The following is a 21,821-nucleotide window of genomic DNA, read 5'->3' as shown; positions in this document are numbered from 1 at the left end:
ACAATAAAAAAACGACCTACTTGAGGTCGTTTTTTTAATCGAGAAAGCCAAACTCAACGCTTACTGAGTTAGCGGTTTTAGATCTGCTGGGCGGTAGTAAACAGATTTGAGTACTTTGCCTTTACGAATGGTTTTACCTTCCGATACGAAATCTTCGGCGCATTTCGCGATGATGTATTCACCTTTCTGCACCGCCATCAACTTGATGCCTTGTTCTGCGTAGAATGCTTCTGTTTCTGAGTACTCTTGCTCGTTACGGCATACTTTGCTCATGTTGCTTGAATGTACTTCATCCCAGCAAGGAATAAACTCGATACCACGGTTTACCGCAACGTTTAATAGAAGATCAATTAAGTAGCTGATCGCCAGATTGTCTTCTACTTTGCTGTGGCCAAGATGAACGAGACGGCCCATTAATACATACACGCTGTCTACGATGGCATCTGCTTGCTCAGTTTTACAATCTGCTTCTGCTAGCTCTGTTAGCTCTTCGATCGCCAAAGAGGTGTGTAGTGTGTCTGCTTGCGTATCAAGGCTTGCAGCGTCTGCGACTGGTAAGTCGAACGTACTACGGAACTCGGTGATATCACGGTATAAGTGATCAAAAATCTCTTGGGTTAGCTTTGACAGTTGCATTCTAATTTCCATTGAATCGATTGAAGCGGCAATGATACCAAACCGCACTTTGAACCCCAAGGGCATTGCATCTAACTGGTGATAAATCTGCCTTTGGGAATGGTGGTGCTTAACGAAATAGGTAAGGGAACAGCTTTTTACGTTCTTCCTCTGAAAGGGAGGAAACACGAGCGATGTTTGTATCGGGAATGGATTCAGGATCAGGATAGTGTTTTAGTACCTTTTCCATACTCTCTTCGCGAATCAAATGGAAGATCGGGTAAGGAGAACGATTGGTCAGGTTTTCGTCGTCTTCAGGCCTTGCGCCGCCAAAACAGTAATCAGGATGGAAAGTCGCTACTTGGAAAATACCTTCCCAGTTTTGCTGCTTAATTAATCCTTCAACCCAATCTATGCAAAAGTTGTAGTCCCAGAAATCTTGTAGCATGTTGGGAACCACAACCAACGTGGTCTCAAGTTGTTCGGGCTCTGTGTTACTCAGCTCAATCAGTTGCAATAAAATATCTTCAAGAAGCGTTTCTTCTTGAGTCGCTTCACTAACAAAGATTTTGATTTGTTTATTACGTTGCGGCTTGGCAGCAAACGGACAAAGGTTGAGACCGATTACTACATCGTTGAGCCATTGATCGACCTGTTGAGTGATCGCTTCGATATCTGTGTTTTGTGTTGAACGCGTTGACATACGACTTTCTGGTTTTTATTAAAGTAGCGCAAGCATAGCAGAGTTGGTTATCCAAGTAACCAGAGAGGTATTACGCAAATGAGCGTACCTTAGCTACTCTTTAAACTCGCAGCGTCAGGTGTTTGGTCAGTATGCTTTCTTTCGGCAATGTGTTTCAAATACGCAATCGCAGCAAACATCGCTAGGTAGACTGCGCTTCCCCCCATAAGAACACTCGACCAACCTCCATGCTGCCAACAATAAAGAAGTAAGAATCCTCCCAAACTACCGCCTACGTAGTAGTGTACTAAGTAGAGCGCTGTTGCGGTGGCTTTGGCGCGAGTGGCGTTCTGACCGACCCAACCGTAGGCGAGGGTATGAGTAAAGAAGGCACCAAAACTTATCAGCAACAACCCAAATAGCATTGCAGTCAAGCTTTCAACCGCCGCAATCCACATCCCCGCCATGCTCACTATCGCGCCTAAGAACATACCGAAGATTGATGAATAACGTTTACTCCAGTGGCCTGCGCAACGAGAGGAGAAAGTCCCTCCCAAGTAACAAATAAAGATCAGTGAGGCCAACCCGACAGGCACATTGTGAGGTTCACTCACCAGACGGAAACCCATGACGGAATAAAGGTTGACGAACAAAGCAAAGTTGAGTCCTCCTATCAGCATCGCGAACCACACGTGTTGGTTTTTAAAATGACCAATAAGCGCACGATTTTGATGGCGTAAGCTGCTTGATGACGGGGTGAAGTTGCGCTGTGTTGGCAATAAATAGTGAACGCCAATGACACCAAGAAGAGTGAACACCATCATAACTTCAATGGCGACATCAACACTGAAATTGTCCGCCAATAAGCCGCCGCTAATACGCCCTGCAATACCGCCTAATGAGTTAGCCGCAATGTACGTTCCAATTGCCATCGAGAAAGCGTGCTTGTCGAGCTCTTCTGCCATGTAAGCCACGGCGACCGCAGCAAAAGCTGCGAGCGCGACACCGATCAGTGCTCGACATACCACCAAAAACAGAAATGAGTCACCAAACAGCATCAAAGCGGAAAGGGTAGGAATCGAAAACAGACCAGCCATCATGACTGGCTTTCGTCCCACTGATTCTGACAACACAGCCATCGGGACGAGGCTAAAAGAGAGAGCGAGTGTTGAGGCCGCAAATAACCAGTTCACTTGCGTTTCTGAGATCGTGAAAATTTGGGCAAAAGTGGGCAGCATTGGCTGTAGTAGGTATAAATTTGAAAAAACCAAGAAGGAACCAAGCGCTAGCGAGAGCGTAATGCGTTTGTATTCCGGTGTGCCAAAACTGACCATGAATCCTGCCTAATGTGAGCAAATGGAGAGACTGTGATCAATCTATCAGTTCGTTGTAAATTAAAAAAATATATTAAAAATATGGACACCATATATTTTTGATCTAATGGAATCGAAACAACTTAAACATTTTCTGGCGGTCGCTGAACATGGAAACATTACCCATGCGGCGAAAGCCCTGCATATTGCCCAGCCCGCATTAAGTATTTCTATCAAAAAGTTTGAGCAGTCTTTGGGCGTTACCCTATTTCGCCGTGATGATAAAAAAATCAGCTTAACGAAAGAGGGCGAAACGCTACATGTACATGCCAAGCGGGTGATTCAACAGTTGCACGACGCGCAGCTCGCGATTGATGAGTTGAAAGGTTTAGCGAAAGGAGAAGTACGACTCGGAACGCCATCAATGATGGGCAGTTATTTCTTTCCACGAATTGTGATGGCGTTTAAAAGCCAATTCCCGGAGTTAAAATTGACCTTGGTCGAAGCTGGGACTCAATCGATTCGTCGTATGCTGCTCAATGGTCAACTCGATATCGGTGTGATCAGTTGTGATAACGTGCCTGATGACCTAGAAACTGACCATTTGTTTACTAGCCAAATGGTCGCAGTTGTTTCACCTGAGCATGAGTTAGCCCAGCGACACGCTCTTACTTTTGATGAGTTCTTTGAACACGATTTGGTTATGTTTCAGCATGGCTATTTTCACCGCGAATTTTTGGATCAGGTGAGTGAGGAGCATGGGTTTACCATGAAGTCATCATTCGAGACCAACTTACTGCCTTTGATTTTGAGTATTGTAAAACAAGAGTTTGCGATTACCGCGTTACTGGAATTGGTGACTCAACATGAGTCGGGCGTTGTTGGCTTACCGTTTGAACCACCAGTGACGCTAGATCTGGCACTTGCTTGGCGCAAGCAGGGGTATTTATCAATAGCAGATCGAACGTTTATCGACTTTATCAAGCGCTACGTTTAAACGCAGCGCAGATTCATCGTCCGAGCACTAGTCGCCTTTGTACATCTTCTCGAAGTTCTTTGGGTTCCAGCCAATCATTACCCGATCACCAATTTTTAAAACTGGCACTGAACGAGCACCAAGCGCATCAAGTTCTTTGCGACCGCGTTGCATCTTAGCATTGCACAAACGATAGTTAATATTTTTCGAATCCAGATAACGTTGAGCATCTTTGCAGTGAGGGCATTTGTCTTTGACGTAAAGGACGACACGTTTCATTGAGTTTCTCTCCATTATCATTGGGAGGCGAAGTTTAACGACCTTTCACCATAAATGAAAGGCGAAAGCTAAGGTGAAACTGTCCTTTATCTCAGGTATATTGAGCGCCTTTATTTTGTCATAACAGACGTTAATTCTATGCATCCGTCACTTCGATACATTCAAGGCTACCCACAAAACATCGTAGAGCAGGTGAGCTCATTGATAGCGAGTGGCAAGTTTGTTCCTTGGTTCGAAAAGCGTTATCCCGATAGGCACCAAATCAAAAGCGAAAGGGCGCTCTATGAGTACGCCATGGCAATCAAAAACCGCTACATGAAGAAAGCCGCGCCAATCAGTAAAGTTGTCTACGATAAGAAAATTCACGCGGTAAACAACGCGCTTGGTTTGCACAGTGTAATCAGTAGAAACCATGGCGGTAAGCTGAAGTCGAAAAACGAGATTCGCATTGCCAATGTATTTAAGGATGCGCCCGAGCCACTATTAAGAATGCTGGTGGTACATGAGTTGGCGCATACTCGTGAGAAAAACCACGACAAGGCGTTCTATCAGCTATGTTGCTACATGGAGCCTGAGTATCACCAACTCGAATTTGATGCTCGTTTGTTTATGATTTACCTCGATTTAAAAGCGAATTTGAATGAAGAACAATAATCACAACGCGAAGCAAGCAAAGCCAAAGACTTCAAAGGCGGCTCAGAATAAAGACGCGAATAAAGCCAAGCCGAAGCGTGTTAAAGACAAAGTTGCGCGCAAATCCCCGCAGCCTGCAGGAAAGAGCGAAGTCGAGTTCATAAAAATAGCGAAGAATGGTTTGCATGAGCGTAATGTTCATCGAGGTCGTTACGATTTTAAAAAACTCGTGGAAAGTGAACCTCAGTTAAAGCCATTCGTTATCAAAAATCCGAAAGGGGAAGACTCCATAAACTTCTCTGATCCTAACGCTGTTAAAATGCTCAATAAAGCGTTGCTTGCTGCGTATTATGGTATCGAGTTCTGGGACATTCCCGACACCTACCTTTGCCCACCGATTCCGGGCCGAGCTGATTACATTCACCGAGTGGCAGAACTACTTGATGGTGAAGTAAAAGGTCAGTACGCGCACCAAAAAGTGAAAGCGTTGGACATTGGCGTGGGAGCAAACTGTATTTATCCGATTGTTGGTGTAACAAAATACGGTTGGCACTATACGGGCAGCGATGTCGATCCAAAATCCATCCAATCGGCTCAAACGATCGTAGAGCACAATCGTGTTTTGACGGGAAAAATTGCACTGGTACAGCAACACAATGATGCCAATATTTATCTAGGTATCATTCAACCGAATGATCGTTATGATGTGACGACATGTAATCCGCCATTCCACCGTTCGGCGGAAGATGCCGCTATGGGCAGCCAGCGTAAAATCGATAATCTAAAAGCAAACCAGCGTAAGAAAGGACTAAAACCTCAAACCACACAAGTAAAGACAAGTAAGCCTGAGTTGAATTTTGGCGGTCAAAACGCTGAATTGTGGTGTGAAGGTGGAGAAGCGGCGTTTATCCGAAAAATGGCGAATGAAAGCCAAGCTTTTGCCGCGCAGGTCTTGTGGTTTACAACACTCATATCCAAAAAAGACAACGTTCGCCCGATGCGCAAGCAGCTTGAAAAATTGGGTGTGAAAGCCATTCGTGTGGTTGAAATGAGCCAAGGACAGAAAGTGAGCCGCTTTGTAGCTTGGTCATACATGGATAAGCAACAGCGCAAAGCATGGATTGAACTAAAGTAACGTTGACCATTTCACACTGAACAATAAAGTAGGAAGCCCGCTGATATCAGCGGGCTTCTCTTTTTGGGGGATCTAAAACTTAATGATGGGCTCACAATCTAGTGAACTGAGAGAGACAAAAGTATCTGTTTTGGCGTAGTACAAGCCACAGGTTTCACCTCTTATCTGCAACGTATATTGGTCTGGAAGATCCGTATAGCTGCCATCCAACAGTTGATTGTTGTTCCCTTTTACTCGTCCTTTTTCAATCAACAAATGCGGTGAAGATTCAAATACGTTATTTGCGATTCTAGGTGCTGGTGTCCCTTGGATTTCTGCGATCGCGTTTTGAATCTCTATGACTGTTTCCGGAGAGTTCTTTTTACTCAATGCTTCAACGGGTTCTTGTGACATAGCTTGGCATCCTATCAAAGAAATCGAAGTGCCTAAGAAAAGCGCAACCCGAATCAGCATTCGTAAAAAGTTAGTTGATCTCAACATGAATTGCCTCTGTTCGTAGCGGAGAGCGAAGATCGCTTAACTCCGGAGATGAAATGTTACGCGGCATGGCGTTGAAACTTGAAGAGGAGACTGGCGGACAGGTTCCAGTTTCCATGTAGTTTAGTGCCGCAGAAAGCATACCTTCAGATGGATCGCCTAATGGTTTTGTTAGGTCGTCATTGACCCAGCAACCTTCCACTCTATTGTTTAAGCCTAGCTCGGTATTGATTTGGCTCTTTGGAGTAGGAATAAAACCATCAGCGAAGTCGCCAAATTTTTTCTCGTTCGCCGACTTGAACTGAATAGTGTAGTACATAGTGCCGCAGTTTTGTTCTGGTGAGAACCCATACGGTTTACCTGTGGTTGTTGAGCCTATTTGGATAACCTCCACATCAATACCGCGCAAAGCGTTGATTAGCAGTTCACTTGAGGAAGCCGTGCCTCCTGAAGTCAGCACATATACGCGCTTTTTGTTCAGTGTCGGAAGCACTTGGTCCGAATATTTCTGTGCTGCCCAGTCTATTGCTAGATTTGTAAAGCGATAGATGTTATCCCCATCTTTAATGGTACGCATCACTTTGTCATTGTGAATCAACTCACTGAAGACTCGGTTCTGACCAGCACCGCTTAGCATGTAGCCTACTTGCGAGGACTGAAGGACTAAGCCACCGCCGTTGTAACGTAAATCAACGACGATCTCGTCAACATTCTCTGCTGAGAGCGTACTGAACGCCTCAATAAGCGGGGCTTGAGCGCTTGGTTCAAAGGAGTTGTATTGCAGATAGCCGATCCGCATACCATTGTGTGTAATCACTTTGGCATTTTTAACTGGAGAGGTCATGACATCAGAGGCGGTAAGCGTCACGGTTTTCACTAGACCGTCGACACTCTCAAATGTGAAGGTGTAATCTTGATTGATGTCAGGGTTAAAGAGCGTTTTATTAATAAAATCAATGTCGGACTGACTACCGGTGTTAACCACATCAATATTATTGATTTTCAGAAGCTTATCACCACGAGCAATGCCGCTTCTATCAGCTGGAGAGGCTTCTTCATTGTAGGAAATACGAACGTCTCGAGGTTGTACGCCACGTAAGAATGCCCAGTTGAAACCAAATCCAGCAACTAAACCGGATTGCGATGATTTCATCTCATCTTCATAAGGGACGGTAAAATGGAAGCGATCTTTGGGTTTACCCGTCGCGGTAGTAGCAGAGGTGACCAGCGTATTGAAGTAATCAGTAACAGTTTTGTAGTTTGCTGGATTATTATCAGGAACCTCGTCATACCATAGGTACGTTTCGTTAGTAAAAGCTCTTAAAAAGAGTTTTTCGTGCAATGTAGAGCCCAATTTATCTGGATAGGCGGCATAGTTGTCATATGGGTCTAGTCCGACGCGGGGCGTTTCACATTGGTTGATAAACGTTTTCGACGGTTGGCTAAAATCACCGGCTTTCCATGTTGGTCCAGTTGCGCTGCTAGTTGACGGAGTAGGTGATGAACCATCACCGCCGCCACCGCCACAGCCTTGTAATAATGCGAGAGTGACTGCCGTTGCTAAAGAATACTTAAATTTCACTTTTCTATGTCCTTATAAATAATAGAATTATAATTATGTGTTTTGCTTTTGTTTTTATTAGCTAGGTGAATGTATTAATTTAATTTGTTCGTCTGCAAATTTATAGTTAAATAGTGTGAGGTAAATAACGTAAAAAAGTTGTCTTTTATACTTAAGCTAAATTAGTCATTACTTAAGTTTTCTGTCTATTTCAAAAGAGCTAACAAGACAATTAATAAGTGTGAAATTAAGACAAGTTCTTAGTTGACTAAGCGATGCTTGCTAAATAAAAATCAGAATTAGATTCAGGAAACGCTTTGAATCAATAGTTTGGTAGGGATATATGATGTTATCTGGGGTTTGTTTGATTTATTTGTCTGATGCTTTAACTTAATTTAGTGAGTTGAGCGACGTGCTTTAATAGGCTTCCGTCAATGTTAGGTAAATCATCAGCGAAAAATATCTGAGCACCGGGAGTGCAGCGCATTAATATATTTATTAGTTCACCTTCATTGTTGGAAGTGTTAACTGCGTTAAGTTTCGCTAATTTATTACAAAGCTCGTTCTCTATTTGCACTTTCTGCTCTTCGGTGAGCCTAATGCGACCTATACATACGCCTGGGTTGATATCATGAGAAAGCGAATCTTGTTGAAATCGCTCTTTGAATAAGGTGTCTAATGCCGTACCTTCTTCCATAATAAATCGACGACCAGAACGGTAAAACAAGCCGTCTCCGAAGTTTTCGACATATCCTAGAATTTCCGCGATACGCAAATAGAATCGTAAGCTTGTATCAGAAAGTCCGTAAGTTTGGGCTATCTCTTGCGGTTTAATATCACGAGAAGTCAGCATATAAATAAAATCAAGTAAGTAAGGATGCTCAACGAAAAGGGCGCTCTCTTCATCTGTTAGCATTTGCTCGTTTTGGTGCTGAAGCTCGTTGGCTAAGGTTGCGAGTTCGATGAGATCGGTATTCAGGTAGTTCAGATAAATAAGTACTTTATCCAAACCTAAAGCTGGATTATGTAGGTGGCGTTTAATACTAGATAAAGGGATGCCACTTTTTTCTGACAAGGAATTGTAGCAAAGCCCTTCTTCTTTAATCTTTTGTCGTAGCGCTGCGAGTAAAAATTTTGGTCCAACATTCATCCTTGAATATCACCTTATTCGTTATTCCGTTTACAGGCTGATATTTTGCCTTTCAAGCAGCAGGTTTCGAATCGCTGTGCCTGCTTCTAGAATGTGTTTTTTCAGCAGGTACTTGGCGCCTTCGATATCACGATTTTGGCACATTTCAAACAAGCTTAAGTGCTCTTCTTCTGCCTTTTTAATGCCTGTAGTAAACAATAGCTGCATGCGTATGTATCGGTCACACTTTGTGTTCAGGTTGTAAATGACGTCCATAGTTTCAGGCATGTTGGCTGGCGCATATAGGGCTTTGTGGAACTCGTAGTTGTAGTTGCTCCATTCTTCTACTTCGTCGCCACTGTTCACTACTGACTCGAAACGTTCGCGAACTTCGCGCGCGCGTTCAAGGTCAGCGTCTGTCATATTTTGAATCGCGCGCTCTAAAATGTGGCATTCCACGACAGCGCGCAGTTCAAATAGCTCATTGATTTTCTCTGGAGATAGCTCAGTGACCGTCGCACCTTTGTGAGGTTCAAAGCTAACGAGTCCTTGTGCTTCCAATTGAACTAACGCTTCACGCACAGGAATTCGGCTAACATTAAACTCTTTTGCTAACGCATCTTGACGTAAAGGTTGACCAGTTTTTAACTCGCCCTTCAAGATCTGAGTTCGAATTGCTTCCTCAACGAGCTGAGTGCGCGTTTTAAAAACAGGTTTCTGTGACATTGAAGTCTCCCGTGAAATTAATATTGTATCCAATCCATTTTACTTTAGTAGTTTATTGTTTTTCTGGCACAAACCAACTAGGAAAGAAGGTTTTGAGAAGTAGAGTGAAATAAAAGGCATCAGTTGATGCCTTTTTGAGCCATTTGTTGATCTTATTGGGACACACTGCCATCTATGGCGCGTTGGATACCCAGTGGGTTCGACGCTTTTAATGAATCCGGCAATAAAGATTCTGGCAAAGCTTGATAAGCGACCGGACGCAACCAACGATGAATAGCCTCCGCACCGACAGATGTTGAGGCAGAATTGGTTGAAGCCGGATATGGTCCACCATGAACCATAGCGTAACCAACCTCGACGCCAGTTGGCCAACCGTTGAATACAAGGCGTCCGGCGATTTCTTCCAAACTTGGAAGCAGTTGCTTGGCTTGTTCTTCGTCTTCAGCGGTAGCGTGAAGGGTTGCGGTGAGCGATCCAGTCAGTGAATCACTCAGTTTCAACATGTCATCGAAATCTTCACAGATTACGATTAACGATTGAGGACCAAATATTTCTTCCTCCCATTGCGGGTTTTCACGCCAGTTTTTACTGTCCGTCACGAACAGTGCTGGTGAGACATTGGTCGCTTCTGCTTGTTCAGAACGAGTGACGTTAATGCCTGTTTCGGAAGCTCGCTTATCCACTTCGGATTCATACGTTTCTCGGATACCTTGCGTTAGCAAAGTGGCCGTTGATTGTTGTCGAATTAACCCTTGAGCGATTTCGATAAAGGCTTGCGTTTCTGGGCTATTCAAGACAAATACAACGCCTGGTTTTGTACAAAATTGTCCACAGCCCAAAGTCATAGAAGCCACAAATTCTTCAGCCAATGATGCGTTTGCCCGTATGGCTGAAGGGAGAATAAATGTTGGGTTAATCGCCCCTAGTTCACCATAGAAGGGGATTGGCTCTGGTCTTTGCTGAGCTAGATTGAACAGCGCGCGGCCACCACCGACGGAGCCTGTAAACCCAACCCCTTTAATTTTTGGATGGGTAACGAGTGCTTGGCCAAGTGCACGTTTGTTGCCTTGCAATAGCGTGAAGATGGCTTGCGGTAAGCACTCTTTCTCAAGTGCAGCCTCAATACACTCGGCAACAAGTTGACTGGTGCCAGGGTGGGCGGTATGGCCTTTTACAATCACAGGACAGCCAGCTGCCAGTGCCGAAGCCGTATCACCACCTGCCGTAGAAAATGCGAGCGGAAAATTAGACGCACCAAACACGGCGACAGGGCCAATTGCGATTTGTTGACGGCGAATATCTGGTTTTGGCAGTGGTTGACGGTTTGGGTTTGGCGTATCGAAAATTGCTTGATGGTGATTACCCGATCTCACAACCTCGGCAAATAGTCTTAATTGGCTCGCGGTACGTCCTATTTCACCGCTTAAACGTGCTTCGGGAAGGGCAGTTTCTAAATGAGCACGAGCAACGATTTCTTCACTCTTCACTTCCAATTCAGAGGCGATAGAGCAAAGTAAGCTCGCTCGCTTTGCATTGCTTAGTTGGCGAAACTCACGCGCAACGCTTTGGGCGGCTGAGGCGGCTTGATTAACTTCTTGCTCTCCATGTACCGGAAACGCTATAGGTAGAGGCTCACCAGTAAAGGCGTTGACTGCGTAAAAAGTGGTTGGTTCTTGTGGGTTCATCATTCTTCCTTACTATCCTTATTACTTCACTTCAAATCCGTACGCATATGGGTCTTCATCGTCTACCCATATCGTGTTGTGACCGTATACTTGTGCCCATCCTTCAATGCTTGGCAAAATAGCGGCTTTGCCATTCACTTCGGTAATGCCTTCTATACGTCCTTGAAATAGGCTGCCGATGATACTTTCGTGAACAAAGTCTTCCCCTTGATTGAGCTTGCCTCTTGCATGCCATTGCGCCATACGTGCACTTGTTCCCGTACCACATGGCGAACGATCCAACGCTTTGTCGCCGTAAAACACAGCATTTCGAGCGGTGGCGTTTTCTTGAGTGGGCTCTCCGGTCCATAGCACGTGAGAAACACCGCACACTGTTGGATCTTCTGGATGTACGCACTCAACCGCTCGAGATACCGCTTCGCGAACTTTTGGTGAAAGCATCAAAATTTCATCTGGAGAGTAGTGTTCAAGTCCGGCGTAGTTTTCTTGAGGATCGACGATTACGTAATAGTTTCCGCCATAAGCAACATCGACAGTGAGCTCACCTAAGCCCTCTATGTCCACGGTTACGTCTTGGTGGGCAAGGTAAGCTGGTACGTTAAATATCTTCACCGACGTGACCTTGTCACCTTTTGTTTGGTAGTGCACTTCGATTTGTCCTGCTGGGACATCAAGTATCAAACGGCCTTCTTTTTTGGGAGTGATAAGGCGATTCTCGATAGCGGTAGTGACGGTTCCAATGGTGCCGTGGCCACACATTGGTAAGCAGCCACTGGTTTCAATAAACAGAATTGAAGCGTCTGCGTTATCGCTGCAAGGAGGCAAGACAACTGACCCCGACATCATTGAGTGTCCGCGAGGCTCAAACATGAGTGCCTGACGAATCCAATCATAATGCTCAAGAAAGTATTGGCGCTTTTCGCTCATGGTATTGCCTTCGAGTGGAGGCACACCGCCTGCGACCAGCCTAACTGGGTTGCCGCAGGTGTGGGCATCAATACAGAAAAAAGTTCCTTGTCTCATTTTTCGCTCCTTGCTGAAAAAATGGTTGAATTAAACAATAGCGATGTTAACGTAATGTAAAATATATTGTATACAATCTACGTTTTCAAGTGTGACTCGGAGCATATTTATGTTGGTCAAGGATGAAACAAAAAAGGAAAGGATCGCCGTGATAGGTGCGGGGATTATTGGCTTATCAATTGGATTGAAGTTGCAGCAGCAAGGTTATCAAGTCACGATTTTTGATCCCAATGGCGTGGGGAATGGATGCTCTAAGGGAAATGCAGGTCATATCGCGACTGAGCAAATCTTCCCTCTTGCAACGCCAGCGCTGCTTCCACAATTACCTAAAATGCTGCTAGATCCCAAAAGTCCGGTTTCGATCCGTTGGCAAGATATTCCAAGCACTATCGGGTGGATGATTCGTTTTCTATTACAAACAAAGCCATCAGCCGCGGAGCAGGCAAAAAACGCGATTAAAACTCTTAACGAGCGGTCAGTGGCAAGTTGGCGTGGCGTGCTTGATTCAATCGGAAAAGCGCATCTAATAAAAATGAATGGTTCATTGCTCACTTTTGAAAACGAGAAACTGTTTAAAGACTACCAAAGTACGCTTAACTCACTGGCTAAAAACGGTGTGGCGTATCAAGTTTGGACGCAAGAGGCGATTCGAAAGCGGATACCTGATCTCAGCCATAAGGTTCGTGTCGGCGTCTTTTTTCCCGATACAGGACATACGCTAGACCCTTATCAGATCTGTGTTGAGCTAAGTGAAGCTTTTGAAGCTCTTGGCGGTAAGATTTTACAAAAAGGTGTATCTGCGTTGGAGAAAAATGGTGATGTGTTGGTTGAGTCTCAAACACATTCATTTGACCGAATCATTGTTGCCGCTGGTGTACATTCTAAGCCTTTGATACGGCAGCTAACCGGAGTCAAAGTGCCTATTCAAGCCGAGCGTGGTTATCACCTAATGGTGGATGACAAGCGTGATGTACTGCCATTTCCTATTAGCTCTGCCGATAGAAAATTCATCATGACTCCGATGTCAGGTGGGCTACGCTTGGCAGGCACTGTTGAGTATGCCGATGTAGAATCACCACCCAATATGAAACGTTCAGAAATGCTTTTTCAGTTAGGCGATGAGATGTTTGAATCGGGGTTAAATCCACTCAAGCAAGGAGAAAAGTGGATGGGTAATCGGCCTTCAACAGTCGACTCGTTACCGGTTATTGATAGCATTTGGGATGGAAATGTATTACTGGCATTTGGCCACCAACACCTTGGATTAACTCAAGCGGCGATTACGGCAGATCTCCTTTTAGAGCTTATCGAAGGAAAGCCTACATCGATTGATCTATCACCTTTTTCATTACAACGATTCGCCTGAAAAAATTTAATATTAAATATTGTATAAAATATATTAAATGCTAATGTTAACTTAATTTTAACAAAAATGGTATCCAACAGCCGTACTCGGATGCCTCCAGAAAAACAACCAAAAGGAGTAAAACATGTCACGAATGACCAAAGCACCATTGGCGCTGTTGATTTCAGGAATGCTGTTGGGGACCTCTGCTTATGCTGAAGACAAATTGACGGTCGTATCTTGGGGTGGTGCATTCACCAAGAGCCAAGTGGAGGCATATCACAAGCCTTTCATTAAAAAAACAGGTGTCGAGATCGTATCCGAGGATTTCAGCGGCGGATTAGCCGAAATTAAAGCGCAGGTGGAAGCGAACAACGTGCGCTGGGATTTGGTTTCTCTCGACAAGCCGGACATTGTTCGTGGTTGCGCCGAAGGGTTACTAGAACCAGTGAGCCCAAGTATTTTGCCTCCGGGCGCAGATGGAACACCAGCACAAGAGGATTTCATTGATGGTGCGATTCACGAATGCGCAATCAATACCATCGTTGTGTCCACAGTATTAGCGGTGAACGAAGACGCGTTTAAAGGTAAGGCTTTGCCTAGCAAGTTGACCGATCTTTTTGACCTAAAAACTTTTCCAGGTCGACGTGCATTGCAAAAACAACCTCAGGGTAATCTTGAGTGGGCACTATTGGCTGATGGTGTAAAGCCAGAAGAGGTCTACAGCCTGCTCGAAACCGAAGCCGGGCGTGAGCGTGCGTTTGCTAAGTTGGATACGATCAAATCAGAAGTGCTGTGGTGGACAACAGGTGCCCAGCCACCTCAAATGCTTGCAGACAAAGAAGTGGTGATCGCCTCGGCGTTTAACGGCCGAATCCACAATGCCCGTAAAGATGAAGGTCAACCATTTCGGATTATATGGGACCGTCAAATGGGTTACATGAATGGATGGGCGATACCTAAAGGGAGTGAGAACACAAAGCTTGCATTGGACTTCATTGCTTTTTCTTCAGGAACAAAACCATTAGCTGATCAAGCTAAGTACGTTGCCTATGGGCCTACGCGTAAGTCGTCTTCGGCGGAGGTGAACCCAGACATTTTAGCGAACCTTCCTACCGCACCTCAAAACTTCCAAACCGCCTTCCTGATTAACGATGAATGGTGGTCAGACTACGCGGATGAACTCAATGAAGAGTTCAACACCTGGCTGCTTAACTAGGCGTTAATTTTTGTATGGGGCCGAGTTTTCATCCATAAGCGAGGTTCCGTACTTTTCCTCAACTGTATTTATGTTTTCGGAGAAATAATGAAAGTCATCGAAGCACAGCAAGTCGCGCAATGTTTAACAATGAAGTCTCTTATTGAAACGATGCGTGAAATGTACTCGCGGCCAGCAACAATACCTCAACGCCGAGTCATGCCCTTAGAAGAGGGAGAATACGAGGCGTTTGCGCTACTTCCAGCTTGGAACCAGGAGTTGATTGCGGTGAAAGCCTTTACGTATTTCCCGCATAACCCTGAGCAAGGCAAAGATACGCTTGCATCTAAGCTGCTTGTTTTTAGACGAAACGATGGTGAGCCGCTCGCACTCGTGGACGGTAAAGTTTTAACGTTTTGGCGCACCGCCGCAGCTTCTGCGTTGGCAGCGGACTATTTAGCGCGTCCCGATGCTGATCGTCTGTTGATCTTCGGAACGGGCAATCTTGCGCCTTATTTTGCGTGGGCATACGCTGCGGTTCGCCCACTTAAGCAGGTTTATATTTGGGGGCGTAACTCAGATAAAGCCGAGGCGACGGTAGATGCCATTGTGTCATCTTCAGAGTATCAGTCGCTTCCTGATGAGCGTCGGTTCCGTGTTTCAGTCGTAGAAAAAGTGGACCACGTTATCAAACATGTTGACATCATCAGCTGTATTACTGCATCAGCAGAGCCTTTGTTTAATGGCGCAGACGTGCAGCAGGGCACCCATATTGATTTGGTCGGTAATCATGACTTGGACAAGCGTGAATGCGACTCCGAAGCAGTGCAACGAGCACAGGTGTATGTTGATAGCCGTATTAATGTATTAGCCGAAGCGGGCGATCTTCTCATTCCAATTCAAGAGGGCGTGTTCACGTCAGACGATATCAAAGGGGAATTACCGCAGCTTTGCGCCCAACAAATCTCAGGACGTCAAAACGATGAGGTCATTACTTTATACAAATCAGTTGGCAGTGCTTTGGCTGATTTGGCCGCTGTAAAGGCGGTGTTGTTAGAAAATGGCATAGATAGCCATGTCTGAGCATTTTTGCTCGTTCATTTAAATTGCATACAATATACATATAAGGAAAGTAGTTCATGAAAATTGATTGGAAAGGTGTTTATCCGGCGGTCAGTACGCAATTTCGTCAAGATCAGTCAATTGACTTAGACGCAACGCAAACCGTTATAGACAACCAGATTAAAGATGGTGTGAATGGCATTATCTGCTTGGGTACTGTCGGTGAGAACTGCGCGTTGTACCCGGAGGAGAAACGCCAGGTTTTGCAAGCGGCAAAAGAAGTCGTAAATGGCCGTGTGCCTTTGATTGCTGGTACAGCAGAGTCTATTACCACAGCAGCTGTTGATTACATGCAGGATGCGTACAAAATTGGTATCGATGGTTGTATGGTGATGCCTGCCATGGTTTACCGCACGTCTGAGAGCGAAACGTTCGAATATTACCGCACGCTAGCAGAAGCAACGCCAGAAATGCCAATCATGATTTACAACAACCCGGTTGCTTATGGTGTCGATGTAAACCTCGATATCATGGCGAAACTGGCTGAGTTTGAAAGTATTGTAGCTATCAAAGAGTCGACCACTGATACTCGTCGTATCACCGAGCTTTACAATAAATTTGATGACCGCTTTACCGTGTTCAGTGGTGTTGATGACATCGCTCTTGAATCATTGATGCTAGGTGCGACCGGCTGGATTTCTGGTTTAACCAACGCATTCCCAGAAGAGTCCGTTGCGATTTATAAACTGGCAAGCCAAGGTCGTTATGCTGAAGCGTTAGAGATCTACCGTTGGTTCTTACCCCTACTGCGTTTAGACACCATTCCTAAGCTGGTTCAGTGCATAAAATTGGCCGAGCAAGTCTGCGGACGTGGCTCTGAACAAGTTCGTGCGCCACGCCAACTCTTACAAGGTGAAGAGCGTCAACAAGTCATTCAAATGGTTGAACATGCGTTAGAAACCCGCTTAGACCTATCCAAATACAATCTGTAATTGTGCTGTTTAGTAGAGCGTTAACTGACGCTCTACTCATTCGTAATATTCAAAAAATGAGAAGAGGGAAGTCATGAGCACGGAAAACAAGGACTATGTCAGCTTTCAACACGTTAAGAAAACCTACGATGGCACGAATTTGGTGGTGAAAGACTTCAACTTAGATATTACTCCTGGAGAGTTCGTTACTATGTTGGGGCCGTCAGGATCGGGCAAGACCACTTGCTTGATGATGCTAGCAGGCTTTGAAACTGCGACCGGTGGAGACATTTATATCGATGGCGTTCCTGTCAATCATCTCGCGCCGCACAAGCGCGATATTGGTATGGTGTTTCAAAACTATGCGTTGTTTCCACATATGACCATTGCTGAGAATCTTGCGTTTCCTTTAAAGGTGCGAAAACTCGACAGTGACACGATTCAAAGCAAAGTTCAGAGTGTATTAGAAATGGTCGAGCTTGAGCATGTTGCGACTCGATACCCGAAGCAGTTATCAGGTGGTCAACAACAGCGTGTTGCGTTAGCGCGAGCATTAGTGTTTGAGCCTAAACTCGTGTTGATGGATGAACCACTAGGCGCGTTAGATAAGCAGCTGCGTGAGCAAATGCAGATGGAAATTAAACATTTGCATGAAAAGCTTGGCATTACCATTTTGTATGTGACGCACGATCAAGACGAAGCTCTCACTATGTCCGACCGTATTGCGGTTTTTAATCACGGCGAAGTGCAACAACTCGCGACACCAACCGAGCTTTATGAATCTCCGAGTAATACGTTTGTTGCGCAGTTTATCGGAGAAAACAACCAACTCTCAGGTTTAGTTAAAGAGTGGAACGGAAAGTATTGCCAAGTGCTCGTTGGGAAAGAGTTATTTACTGCGAAACCTGTCAGAGTCTCTGAGCAAGGGCAGAGAACAACACTTTCCATTCGACCAGAAAAGATTGTTATTCAACCAGAGAAAGCGTCTTGTGAGAACCAAGTCTCGGGCGTCCTACGAGAATTGATTTATCACGGTGATCATTATCGTCTGGTCGTCGAAGTAGAGAGCGTTGGTCACTTCATCGTTAAAGTACCTAACGATAATCGTAAACACTTGCAGTTAACGCCTGGCTCAATTTGTCGTATTGGTTGGCAAAGTGACGATTGCCATGCTCTTGATGGGACACAAACTCAAAGTAGCGAGGTAGCAGCATGAGTCGAGAGCTAACCGCATTAGATTCTGTATTGGAAATCGAACGCCAAGTTCATGAGCAAGAAACCAATTTGAAAGCGCAGTTGCAAAAGGCCGAGCGCCGAAAAAAGCTTCGCTCCATTATGCTCACAACGCCATTGGTGTGTTTTATTCTGCTTACGTTTGCTTTTCCTATCATCGACATGCTTTATCGAAGCGTGGATAACCGAGAAATATCCCTGTCACTACCACAAACTATTCAAGCCTTAGAAAGTTGGGATTATCAAGGTCAGCCTCATCAAGAAGTCATTGAGGCATTCTCTGTTGAAGTACTTGCGCTTTATCAAAGCAAAGAGCTGCCGAAAATAGCCAACCGGATGAATATTGAAGAGTCTGGTATGCGCAGTTTACTCATGAAAACCGGCAGAAAGTTGTCTCGTTTGACGTCGCTGCCGAGCTCGGTGACACAGTTGGCTAAGCTGGATAAGCGATGGACTAATCCTAAATATTGGGCGGCGTTTAAGAATCTTAGTGGCGCATTAACATTCAGTCACTATCTTGCAGCGCTAGACTTGCAAGTGAATGAGTTTGGAGACATTGAGCCCCAACCAGAAAAACGCCAAATATACGTCGACCTTTTCTTTAAAACTTTTTGGATGTCTATTTCAATCACCTTAATTTGTTTGGTGATGGCGTACCCCGTTGCTTACCTGCTTGCCAATTTACCTGATAAGCGCGCGAACTTACTTTTAATTATTGTGCTGCTGCCATTTTGGACATCATTGTTAGTCAGAACCACGTCTTGGATTGTTCTGCTGCAAAACCAAGGGGTCATTAATGATCTCCTTATTTGGTCGGGTTTTACTTCTGAGCGAATTCAGATGATTCACAATACCTTCGGAACGGTGGTGTCTATGGTGCACATTCTGTTGCCTTTTATGATCCTGCCTCTGTATAGCGTAATGAAAGGAATTAGCCCAACTTATTTCCGTGCCGCTCGTTCTCTAGGCGCGACGCCTTTCATTGCGTTCATCAAAGTTTATATGCCGCTTACGTTACCGGGGATAGGTGCGGGGGCCTTGCTTACTTTCATTCTTTCTATTGGCTTCTACATTACGCCCGCTTTGGTTGGTGGAAGAAGCGGACAGATGATCTCCAATATGATTGCCTATCATATGCAGACATCACTGAACTGGGGGATGGCTGGCGCATTGGGTGGACTGCTTTTGTTCGTTGTACTGGTTCTGTTTTATATGTTCAACCGTGTGGTTGGCATTAACAACCTTAAGGTAGGGGGATAACCATGGCATTACCAAACTATGCATCAAAAGTAGAGCGAGTTGCTTACGCAGGTTACTTAGCTTTTTGTGGGGTGGTGCTGTTCTTTTTAATCGCTCCAATTCTGACCATCATCCCGTTATCGTTTAATGCAACGCCTTACTTTACTTTTACCGAGGGGATGTTAAACCTTGACTCGGCAGCGTATTCTACTCGCTGGTATCAAGAAATGTTTACTAGTGAACAGTGGCTGTTGGCGCTGAAAAACAGCACGTTCATTGCTTTTATGGCGACACTCGTTGCAACAGGGCTAGGAACTCTGGCGGCGTTGGGTTTAGCCAGTAGTAATTTGCCTTTTCGCAATACGATTATGGCGCTGTTGATCTCACCCATGATCGTACCAGTCATTATCTCTGCTGCTGCGATGTACTTTTTCTACACACGTCTTGGCTTGTCACAAACTTATCTAGGCGTCATTTTGGCACACGCTGCTTTAGGTACGCCTTTTGTCGTCATTACCGTTACTGCGACGTTAAGCGGCTTTGACCATAGCTTGGTAAAAGCGGCGGCTAGCTTAGGAGCAAACCCTGTTTATACTTTCAGACACATTACCTTTCCTCTGATTCGTCCGGGGATGATTTCTGGCGGCTTGTTTGCTTTTGGCACTTCGTTCGACGAGGTTGTGGTGGCGTTATTCCTGACTGGGGCAGAACAAAAAACCGTTCCTAGGCAGATGTGGTCAGGAATTCGAGAGCAAATCAGTCCGACTATATTGGCGGTCGCTACGTTGCTGATTTTTATGTCGGTGTGTTTGCTCGTGACTTTAGAAGTTCTACGTAGGCGTAATGTACGCATTCGAGGCATTCAAGAATAGCCAAACTTTTTCTTTGTTGCTCACTATGCACTTTTGTTTAGGGGCACCTCAATTTTTGACCAACTGCGCCTCATTGTAGGCGCTTGTCTTTTGTGTTTATCATCAGCGATGACTGACATATCACTCTGGTAGCTTAATGCCAGCTTGCTCGAAACGTGCCAAAGGCGACTTGTTTGATCGCTGATACCAACTAGCTGGCATGTTTGATTTAAGTCGCGCTTTTTCTTCCTTGCTAATCACAACATAATGCAAAAACGTATCAAGTGTGGTTCCCATCACGTCGAATGTCATTTCCCCATCTTTGCTGATGGCTTTCAATAACCCAGCGACGGTTTCCTCAGAAACTAACGGTTCAACCACCGCGTTTTTTCGCTCTTTTATTGACGTTGAAGCGGGCAGGTTTGCACGTGCCGTCTCCCAACAAACTTTGTTGGTTTTACTGATAAGGTTGTGCTTGTAGCAGTAGTAACTGAATAAAAAGCGTGGCAGGTTTTGCCAGCGTTCGGCTTGGACTTCTAACCAAAGGTGTTGTAGCTCAATATCAGCGTCGGTCATAAATATTATGGAAGATTATTAAAGTAGTGGCATTCTAACGTTTCATCAGCGATGCCGTCTATTATTCGGTTACTTCCCATCTTTATGTTGACACTTTGATTTTCAATGAAACAGTGACTTCTTATTACTGTAAATAGTGAGTGATTTGTCCAGTTTCTGACATTAGTGTTTGACTTGGGTAGTAGAGTGTGGGCGTTTTTTGTTTTGAAGCGTCAATATACATCATCACATACTTACGTCTTACTCTTTCTGAAATAAATACTTTTATCAAAGTAACTGTGTGATTTTCATTCAAATAGTATGTGTTTCATGGTGATGAAAATTCTGTTTATTGCGCTACAATCGAGTGTCGTTCGTAGAATGTAGCCTAATGACGAAAACCTTGCGTCTTCTATCTGGCTTTTTGTGTGCTACTTTTTAATAAGTATCTTTTGGGTGGGTTTTTATGTTTGGAGTTAAAAGAAATGCTGCTATCTCTGGCTTGTACCAAGCGAGTGAACTTAAAGCAAAGCTGTTCTCCAAGGATTTGGAAATCTTAAGACTTAGAGCTGAAACTGAGTTTAATAAAGTGCTTGATGAGCTACTAAGAATTAAAGATAACAATTCAAGGCTTCGTGAAAGTGGGCTTATTGATAAGCTTGAGCAAGAGAAGTCTAAATGGAACAGTGATCAGCTCAAAGACATCGAGCAACGTATAAGTAATGTCGAGTTCTGTATTAAGGATTGTGCTTTATATGTCAGCAACATTGAGTCCCAATTCGCTGAGGATAGCGATTTAGGATATGGTGAATTGAGCAGTCGTTCCCTTGAAGACGAGTTGGAAACACTATCTTTTAGTAAGATCCTTAACGCATCTGCACATGAGTACTTTTATAACTCTAAAGAGTATGAAATGTACCTTGAAAACACACCAAATACCGAATTTTTGCACGCGTTAAAAGAGCAAATTACCGCACTCTTCGACCACAAAGCAGCCTAGAGCCTACAAAAGTATTATCCCATTGTCCGATTCCTTCTTTAGGGGCTTTGATTCGCGAATTTTTATCGACCCACTTTGGAGTATACCTAGCCATTTAACGTGCTGGGTATACTCGTATAACTACACGTTTCTT

At 44.6% G+C, this 21,821-nt stretch carries 22 protein-coding genes; 11 read left to right on the top strand and 11 right to left on the bottom strand.

Translation table 11 applies throughout. The features are described from left to right. Positions 1-60 precede the first annotated feature (60 nt). The 3 genes from R7Z47_RS08840 to R7Z47_RS08830 all read right to left on the bottom strand — a co-directional run bounded on the left by R7Z47_RS08840 (position 61) and on the right by R7Z47_RS08830 (position 2,631). On the bottom strand, positions 61-636 hold the full coding sequence (locus R7Z47_RS08840) for a nucleoside triphosphate pyrophosphohydrolase family protein (RefSeq protein ID WP_005377875.1): 576 nt from the start codon (positions 634-636) through the stop codon (positions 61-63). A gap of 109 nt (positions 637-745) precedes the next feature. Next, the gene (locus R7Z47_RS08835) at positions 746-1,318 is read right to left on the bottom strand and encodes a DUF1415 domain-containing protein (RefSeq protein ID WP_115385896.1); all 573 of its coding nucleotides are present in this window, start codon (positions 1,316-1,318) and stop codon (positions 746-748) included. Positions 1,319-1,407: 89 nt separating this feature from the next. Beyond that, complete coding sequence (locus R7Z47_RS08830) at positions 1,408-2,631, bottom strand: MFS transporter (protein ID WP_262606575.1); 1,224 nt, start codon at positions 2,629-2,631, stop codon at positions 1,408-1,410. A gap of 106 nt (positions 2,632-2,737) precedes the next feature. On the opposite strand from R7Z47_RS08830, the gene R7Z47_RS08825 reads away from it, so the two are divergent. Further along, entirely contained in the window at positions 2,738-3,607 is an 870-nt protein-coding gene (locus tag R7Z47_RS08825; protein ID WP_206957311.1) for a LysR family transcriptional regulator, read from the top strand. Positions 3,608-3,634: 27 nt separating this feature from the next. Here the strand turns inward: R7Z47_RS08825 and R7Z47_RS08820 are convergent, their stop codons facing one another. After that, the gene (locus tag R7Z47_RS08820; protein WP_005377871.1) at positions 3,635-3,865 is read right to left on the bottom strand and encodes a glutaredoxin family protein; all 231 of its coding nucleotides are present in this window, start codon (positions 3,863-3,865) and stop codon (positions 3,635-3,637) included. A 138-nt stretch (positions 3,866-4,003) separates the two neighbouring features. Here R7Z47_RS08820 and R7Z47_RS08815 point away from each other — a divergent pair, with 138 nt between their 5' ends. Next, on the top strand, positions 4,004-4,519 hold the full coding sequence (locus R7Z47_RS08815; RefSeq protein WP_005377870.1) for a M48 family metallopeptidase: 516 nt from the start codon (positions 4,004-4,006) through the stop codon (positions 4,517-4,519). After that, positions 4,506-5,633, top strand: a complete 1,128-nt coding sequence (gene rlmF, locus R7Z47_RS08810) for a 23S rRNA (adenine(1618)-N(6))-methyltransferase RlmF (protein WP_213973375.1) — start codon at positions 4,506-4,508, stop codon at positions 5,631-5,633. Before R7Z47_RS08815 ends, rlmF begins: the two co-directional genes overlap by 14 nt. A 72-nt stretch (positions 5,634-5,705) precedes the next feature. Here the strand turns inward: rlmF and R7Z47_RS08805 are convergent, their stop codons facing one another. The 6 genes from R7Z47_RS08805 to R7Z47_RS08780 form a co-directional block, all read right to left on the bottom strand. Further along, a complete protein-coding gene (locus tag R7Z47_RS08805) occupies positions 5,706-6,026 on the bottom strand; it encodes a hypothetical protein (RefSeq protein ID WP_005397755.1) in 321 nt (106 codons plus the stop codon). A gap of 70 nt (positions 6,027-6,096) precedes the next feature. Then, a complete protein-coding gene (locus R7Z47_RS08800) occupies positions 6,097-7,692 on the bottom strand; it encodes a S41 family peptidase (protein ID WP_017633950.1) in 1,596 nt (531 codons plus the stop codon). A gap of 364 nt (positions 7,693-8,056) precedes the next feature. Continuing rightward, entirely contained in the window at positions 8,057-8,821 is a 765-nt protein-coding gene (locus tag R7Z47_RS08795) for a transcriptional regulator (protein WP_213886322.1), read from the bottom strand. Between the two features lie 30 nt (positions 8,822-8,851). Further along, on the bottom strand, positions 8,852-9,526 hold the full coding sequence (locus tag R7Z47_RS08790; protein WP_139060186.1) for a GntR family transcriptional regulator: 675 nt from the start codon (positions 9,524-9,526) through the stop codon (positions 8,852-8,854). A 152-nt stretch (positions 9,527-9,678) separates the two neighbouring features. Then, entirely contained in the window at positions 9,679-11,211 is a 1,533-nt protein-coding gene (locus tag R7Z47_RS08785; RefSeq protein WP_025766759.1) for an aldehyde dehydrogenase (NADP(+)), read from the bottom strand. A gap of 21 nt (positions 11,212-11,232) precedes the next feature. Next, positions 11,233-12,234, bottom strand: coding sequence for a 4-hydroxyproline epimerase (locus R7Z47_RS08780; RefSeq protein WP_005389764.1), 1,002 nt, complete (start codon positions 12,232-12,234; stop codon positions 11,233-11,235). A gap of 109 nt (positions 12,235-12,343) precedes the next feature. Between R7Z47_RS08780 and R7Z47_RS08775 the strand changes: the two genes are divergently transcribed. The 7 genes from R7Z47_RS08775 to R7Z47_RS08745 all read left to right on the top strand — a co-directional run bounded on the left by R7Z47_RS08775 (position 12,344) and on the right by R7Z47_RS08745 (position 20,154). After that, on the top strand, positions 12,344-13,600 hold the full coding sequence (locus R7Z47_RS08775) for an NAD(P)/FAD-dependent oxidoreductase (protein WP_005377856.1): 1,257 nt from the start codon (positions 12,344-12,346) through the stop codon (positions 13,598-13,600). A gap of 124 nt (positions 13,601-13,724) precedes the next feature. Next, entirely contained in the window at positions 13,725-14,798 is a 1,074-nt protein-coding gene (locus R7Z47_RS08770; RefSeq protein WP_017633955.1) for a polyamine ABC transporter substrate-binding protein, read from the top strand. Positions 14,799-14,885: 87 nt separating this feature from the next. After that, positions 14,886-15,860 (top strand): ornithine cyclodeaminase family protein, encoded by a 975-nt coding sequence (locus R7Z47_RS08765; protein WP_262606574.1) that lies wholly within the window; start codon positions 14,886-14,888, stop codon positions 15,858-15,860. Positions 15,861-15,916: 56 nt separating this feature from the next. Then, positions 15,917-16,831 carry a dihydrodipicolinate synthase family protein gene (locus tag R7Z47_RS08760; protein ID WP_238966557.1) on the top strand — a complete coding sequence of 305 codons (915 nt, stop codon included), beginning with the start codon at positions 15,917-15,919 and terminating at the stop codon, positions 16,829-16,831. Positions 16,832-16,904: 73 nt separating this feature from the next. After that, entirely contained in the window at positions 16,905-18,026 is a 1,122-nt protein-coding gene (locus tag R7Z47_RS08755) for an ABC transporter ATP-binding protein (protein WP_005377849.1), read from the top strand. After that, entirely contained in the window at positions 18,023-19,303 is a 1,281-nt protein-coding gene (locus R7Z47_RS08750) for an ABC transporter permease (RefSeq protein ID WP_262606573.1), read from the top strand. The genes R7Z47_RS08755 and R7Z47_RS08750 overlap by 4 nt, the downstream gene beginning before the upstream one ends. Before the next feature lie 2 nt (positions 19,304-19,305). Further along, positions 19,306-20,154 carry an ABC transporter permease gene (locus R7Z47_RS08745; RefSeq protein WP_130546043.1) on the top strand — a complete coding sequence of 283 codons (849 nt, stop codon included), beginning with the start codon at positions 19,306-19,308 and terminating at the stop codon, positions 20,152-20,154. A gap of 120 nt (positions 20,155-20,274) precedes the next feature. On the opposite strand, the gene R7Z47_RS08740 is transcribed toward R7Z47_RS08745, so the two are convergent. Beyond that, a complete protein-coding gene (locus tag R7Z47_RS08740) occupies positions 20,275-20,709 on the bottom strand; it encodes a hypothetical protein (RefSeq protein ID WP_017633960.1) in 435 nt (144 codons plus the stop codon). Positions 20,710-21,154: 445 nt separating this feature from the next. Here R7Z47_RS08740 and R7Z47_RS08735 point away from each other — a divergent pair, with 445 nt between their 5' ends. Next, on the top strand, positions 21,155-21,688 hold the full coding sequence (locus R7Z47_RS08735) for a hypothetical protein (protein ID WP_047100692.1): 534 nt from the start codon (positions 21,155-21,157) through the stop codon (positions 21,686-21,688). Positions 21,689-21,821: the final 133 nt, after the last annotated feature.

This window comes from Vibrio sp. 1641 (assembly GCF_033339995.1).
Taxonomy (GTDB): Bacteria; Pseudomonadota; Gammaproteobacteria; order Enterobacterales; family Vibrionaceae; genus Vibrio; species Vibrio alginolyticus.
The sequence above is the reverse complement of the archived record's forward strand: the minus strand, read 5'-3'. Positions and strand labels throughout refer to the sequence as shown.

Coding starts and splice junctions, on each gene's coding strand:
- R7Z47_RS08775 (WP_005377856.1), top strand. CDS start 12,344: ATGTTGGTCAAGGATGAAACAAAAAAGGAAAGGATCGCCGTGATAGGT.
- rlmF (WP_213973375.1), top strand. CDS start 4,506: ATGAAGAACAATAATCACAACGCGAAGCAAGCAAAGCCAAAGACTTCA.
- R7Z47_RS08815 (WP_005377870.1), top strand. CDS start 4,004: ATGCATCCGTCACTTCGATACATTCAAGGCTACCCACAAAACATCGTA.
- R7Z47_RS08790 (WP_139060186.1), bottom strand. CDS start 9,526: ATGTCACAGAAACCTGTTTTTAAAACGCGCACTCAGCTCGTTGAGGAA.
- R7Z47_RS08755 (WP_005377849.1), top strand. CDS start 16,905: ATGAGCACGGAAAACAAGGACTATGTCAGCTTTCAACACGTTAAGAAA.
- R7Z47_RS08835 (WP_115385896.1), bottom strand. CDS start 1,318: ATGTCAACGCGTTCAACACAAAACACAGATATCGAAGCGATCACTCAA.
- R7Z47_RS08830 (WP_262606575.1), bottom strand. CDS start 2,631: ATGGTCAGTTTTGGCACACCGGAATACAAACGCATTACGCTCTCGCTA.
- R7Z47_RS08745 (WP_130546043.1), top strand. CDS start 19,306: ATGGCATTACCAAACTATGCATCAAAAGTAGAGCGAGTTGCTTACGCA.
- R7Z47_RS08780 (WP_005389764.1), bottom strand. CDS start 12,234: ATGAGACAAGGAACTTTTTTCTGTATTGATGCCCACACCTGCGGCAAC.
- R7Z47_RS08750 (WP_262606573.1), top strand. CDS start 18,023: ATGAGTCGAGAGCTAACCGCATTAGATTCTGTATTGGAAATCGAACGC.
- R7Z47_RS08760 (WP_238966557.1), top strand. CDS start 15,917: ATGAAAATTGATTGGAAAGGTGTTTATCCGGCGGTCAGTACGCAATTT.
- R7Z47_RS08770 (WP_017633955.1), top strand. CDS start 13,725: ATGTCACGAATGACCAAAGCACCATTGGCGCTGTTGATTTCAGGAATG.
- R7Z47_RS08795 (WP_213886322.1), bottom strand. CDS start 8,821: ATGAATGTTGGACCAAAATTTTTACTCGCAGCGCTACGACAAAAGATT.
- R7Z47_RS08825 (WP_206957311.1), top strand. CDS start 2,738: ATGGAATCGAAACAACTTAAACATTTTCTGGCGGTCGCTGAACATGGA.
- R7Z47_RS08765 (WP_262606574.1), top strand. CDS start 14,886: ATGAAAGTCATCGAAGCACAGCAAGTCGCGCAATGTTTAACAATGAAG.
- R7Z47_RS08840 (WP_005377875.1), bottom strand. CDS start 636: ATGCAACTGTCAAAGCTAACCCAAGAGATTTTTGATCACTTATACCGT.
- R7Z47_RS08785 (WP_025766759.1), bottom strand. CDS start 11,211: ATGAACCCACAAGAACCAACCACTTTTTACGCAGTCAACGCCTTTACT.
- R7Z47_RS08805 (WP_005397755.1), bottom strand. CDS start 6,026: ATGTCACAAGAACCCGTTGAAGCATTGAGTAAAAAGAACTCTCCGGAA.
- R7Z47_RS08735 (WP_047100692.1), top strand. CDS start 21,155: ATGTTTGGAGTTAAAAGAAATGCTGCTATCTCTGGCTTGTACCAAGCG.
- R7Z47_RS08820 (WP_005377871.1), bottom strand. CDS start 3,865: ATGAAACGTGTCGTCCTTTACGTCAAAGACAAATGCCCTCACTGCAAA.
- R7Z47_RS08740 (WP_017633960.1), bottom strand. CDS start 20,709: ATGACCGACGCTGATATTGAGCTACAACACCTTTGGTTAGAAGTCCAA.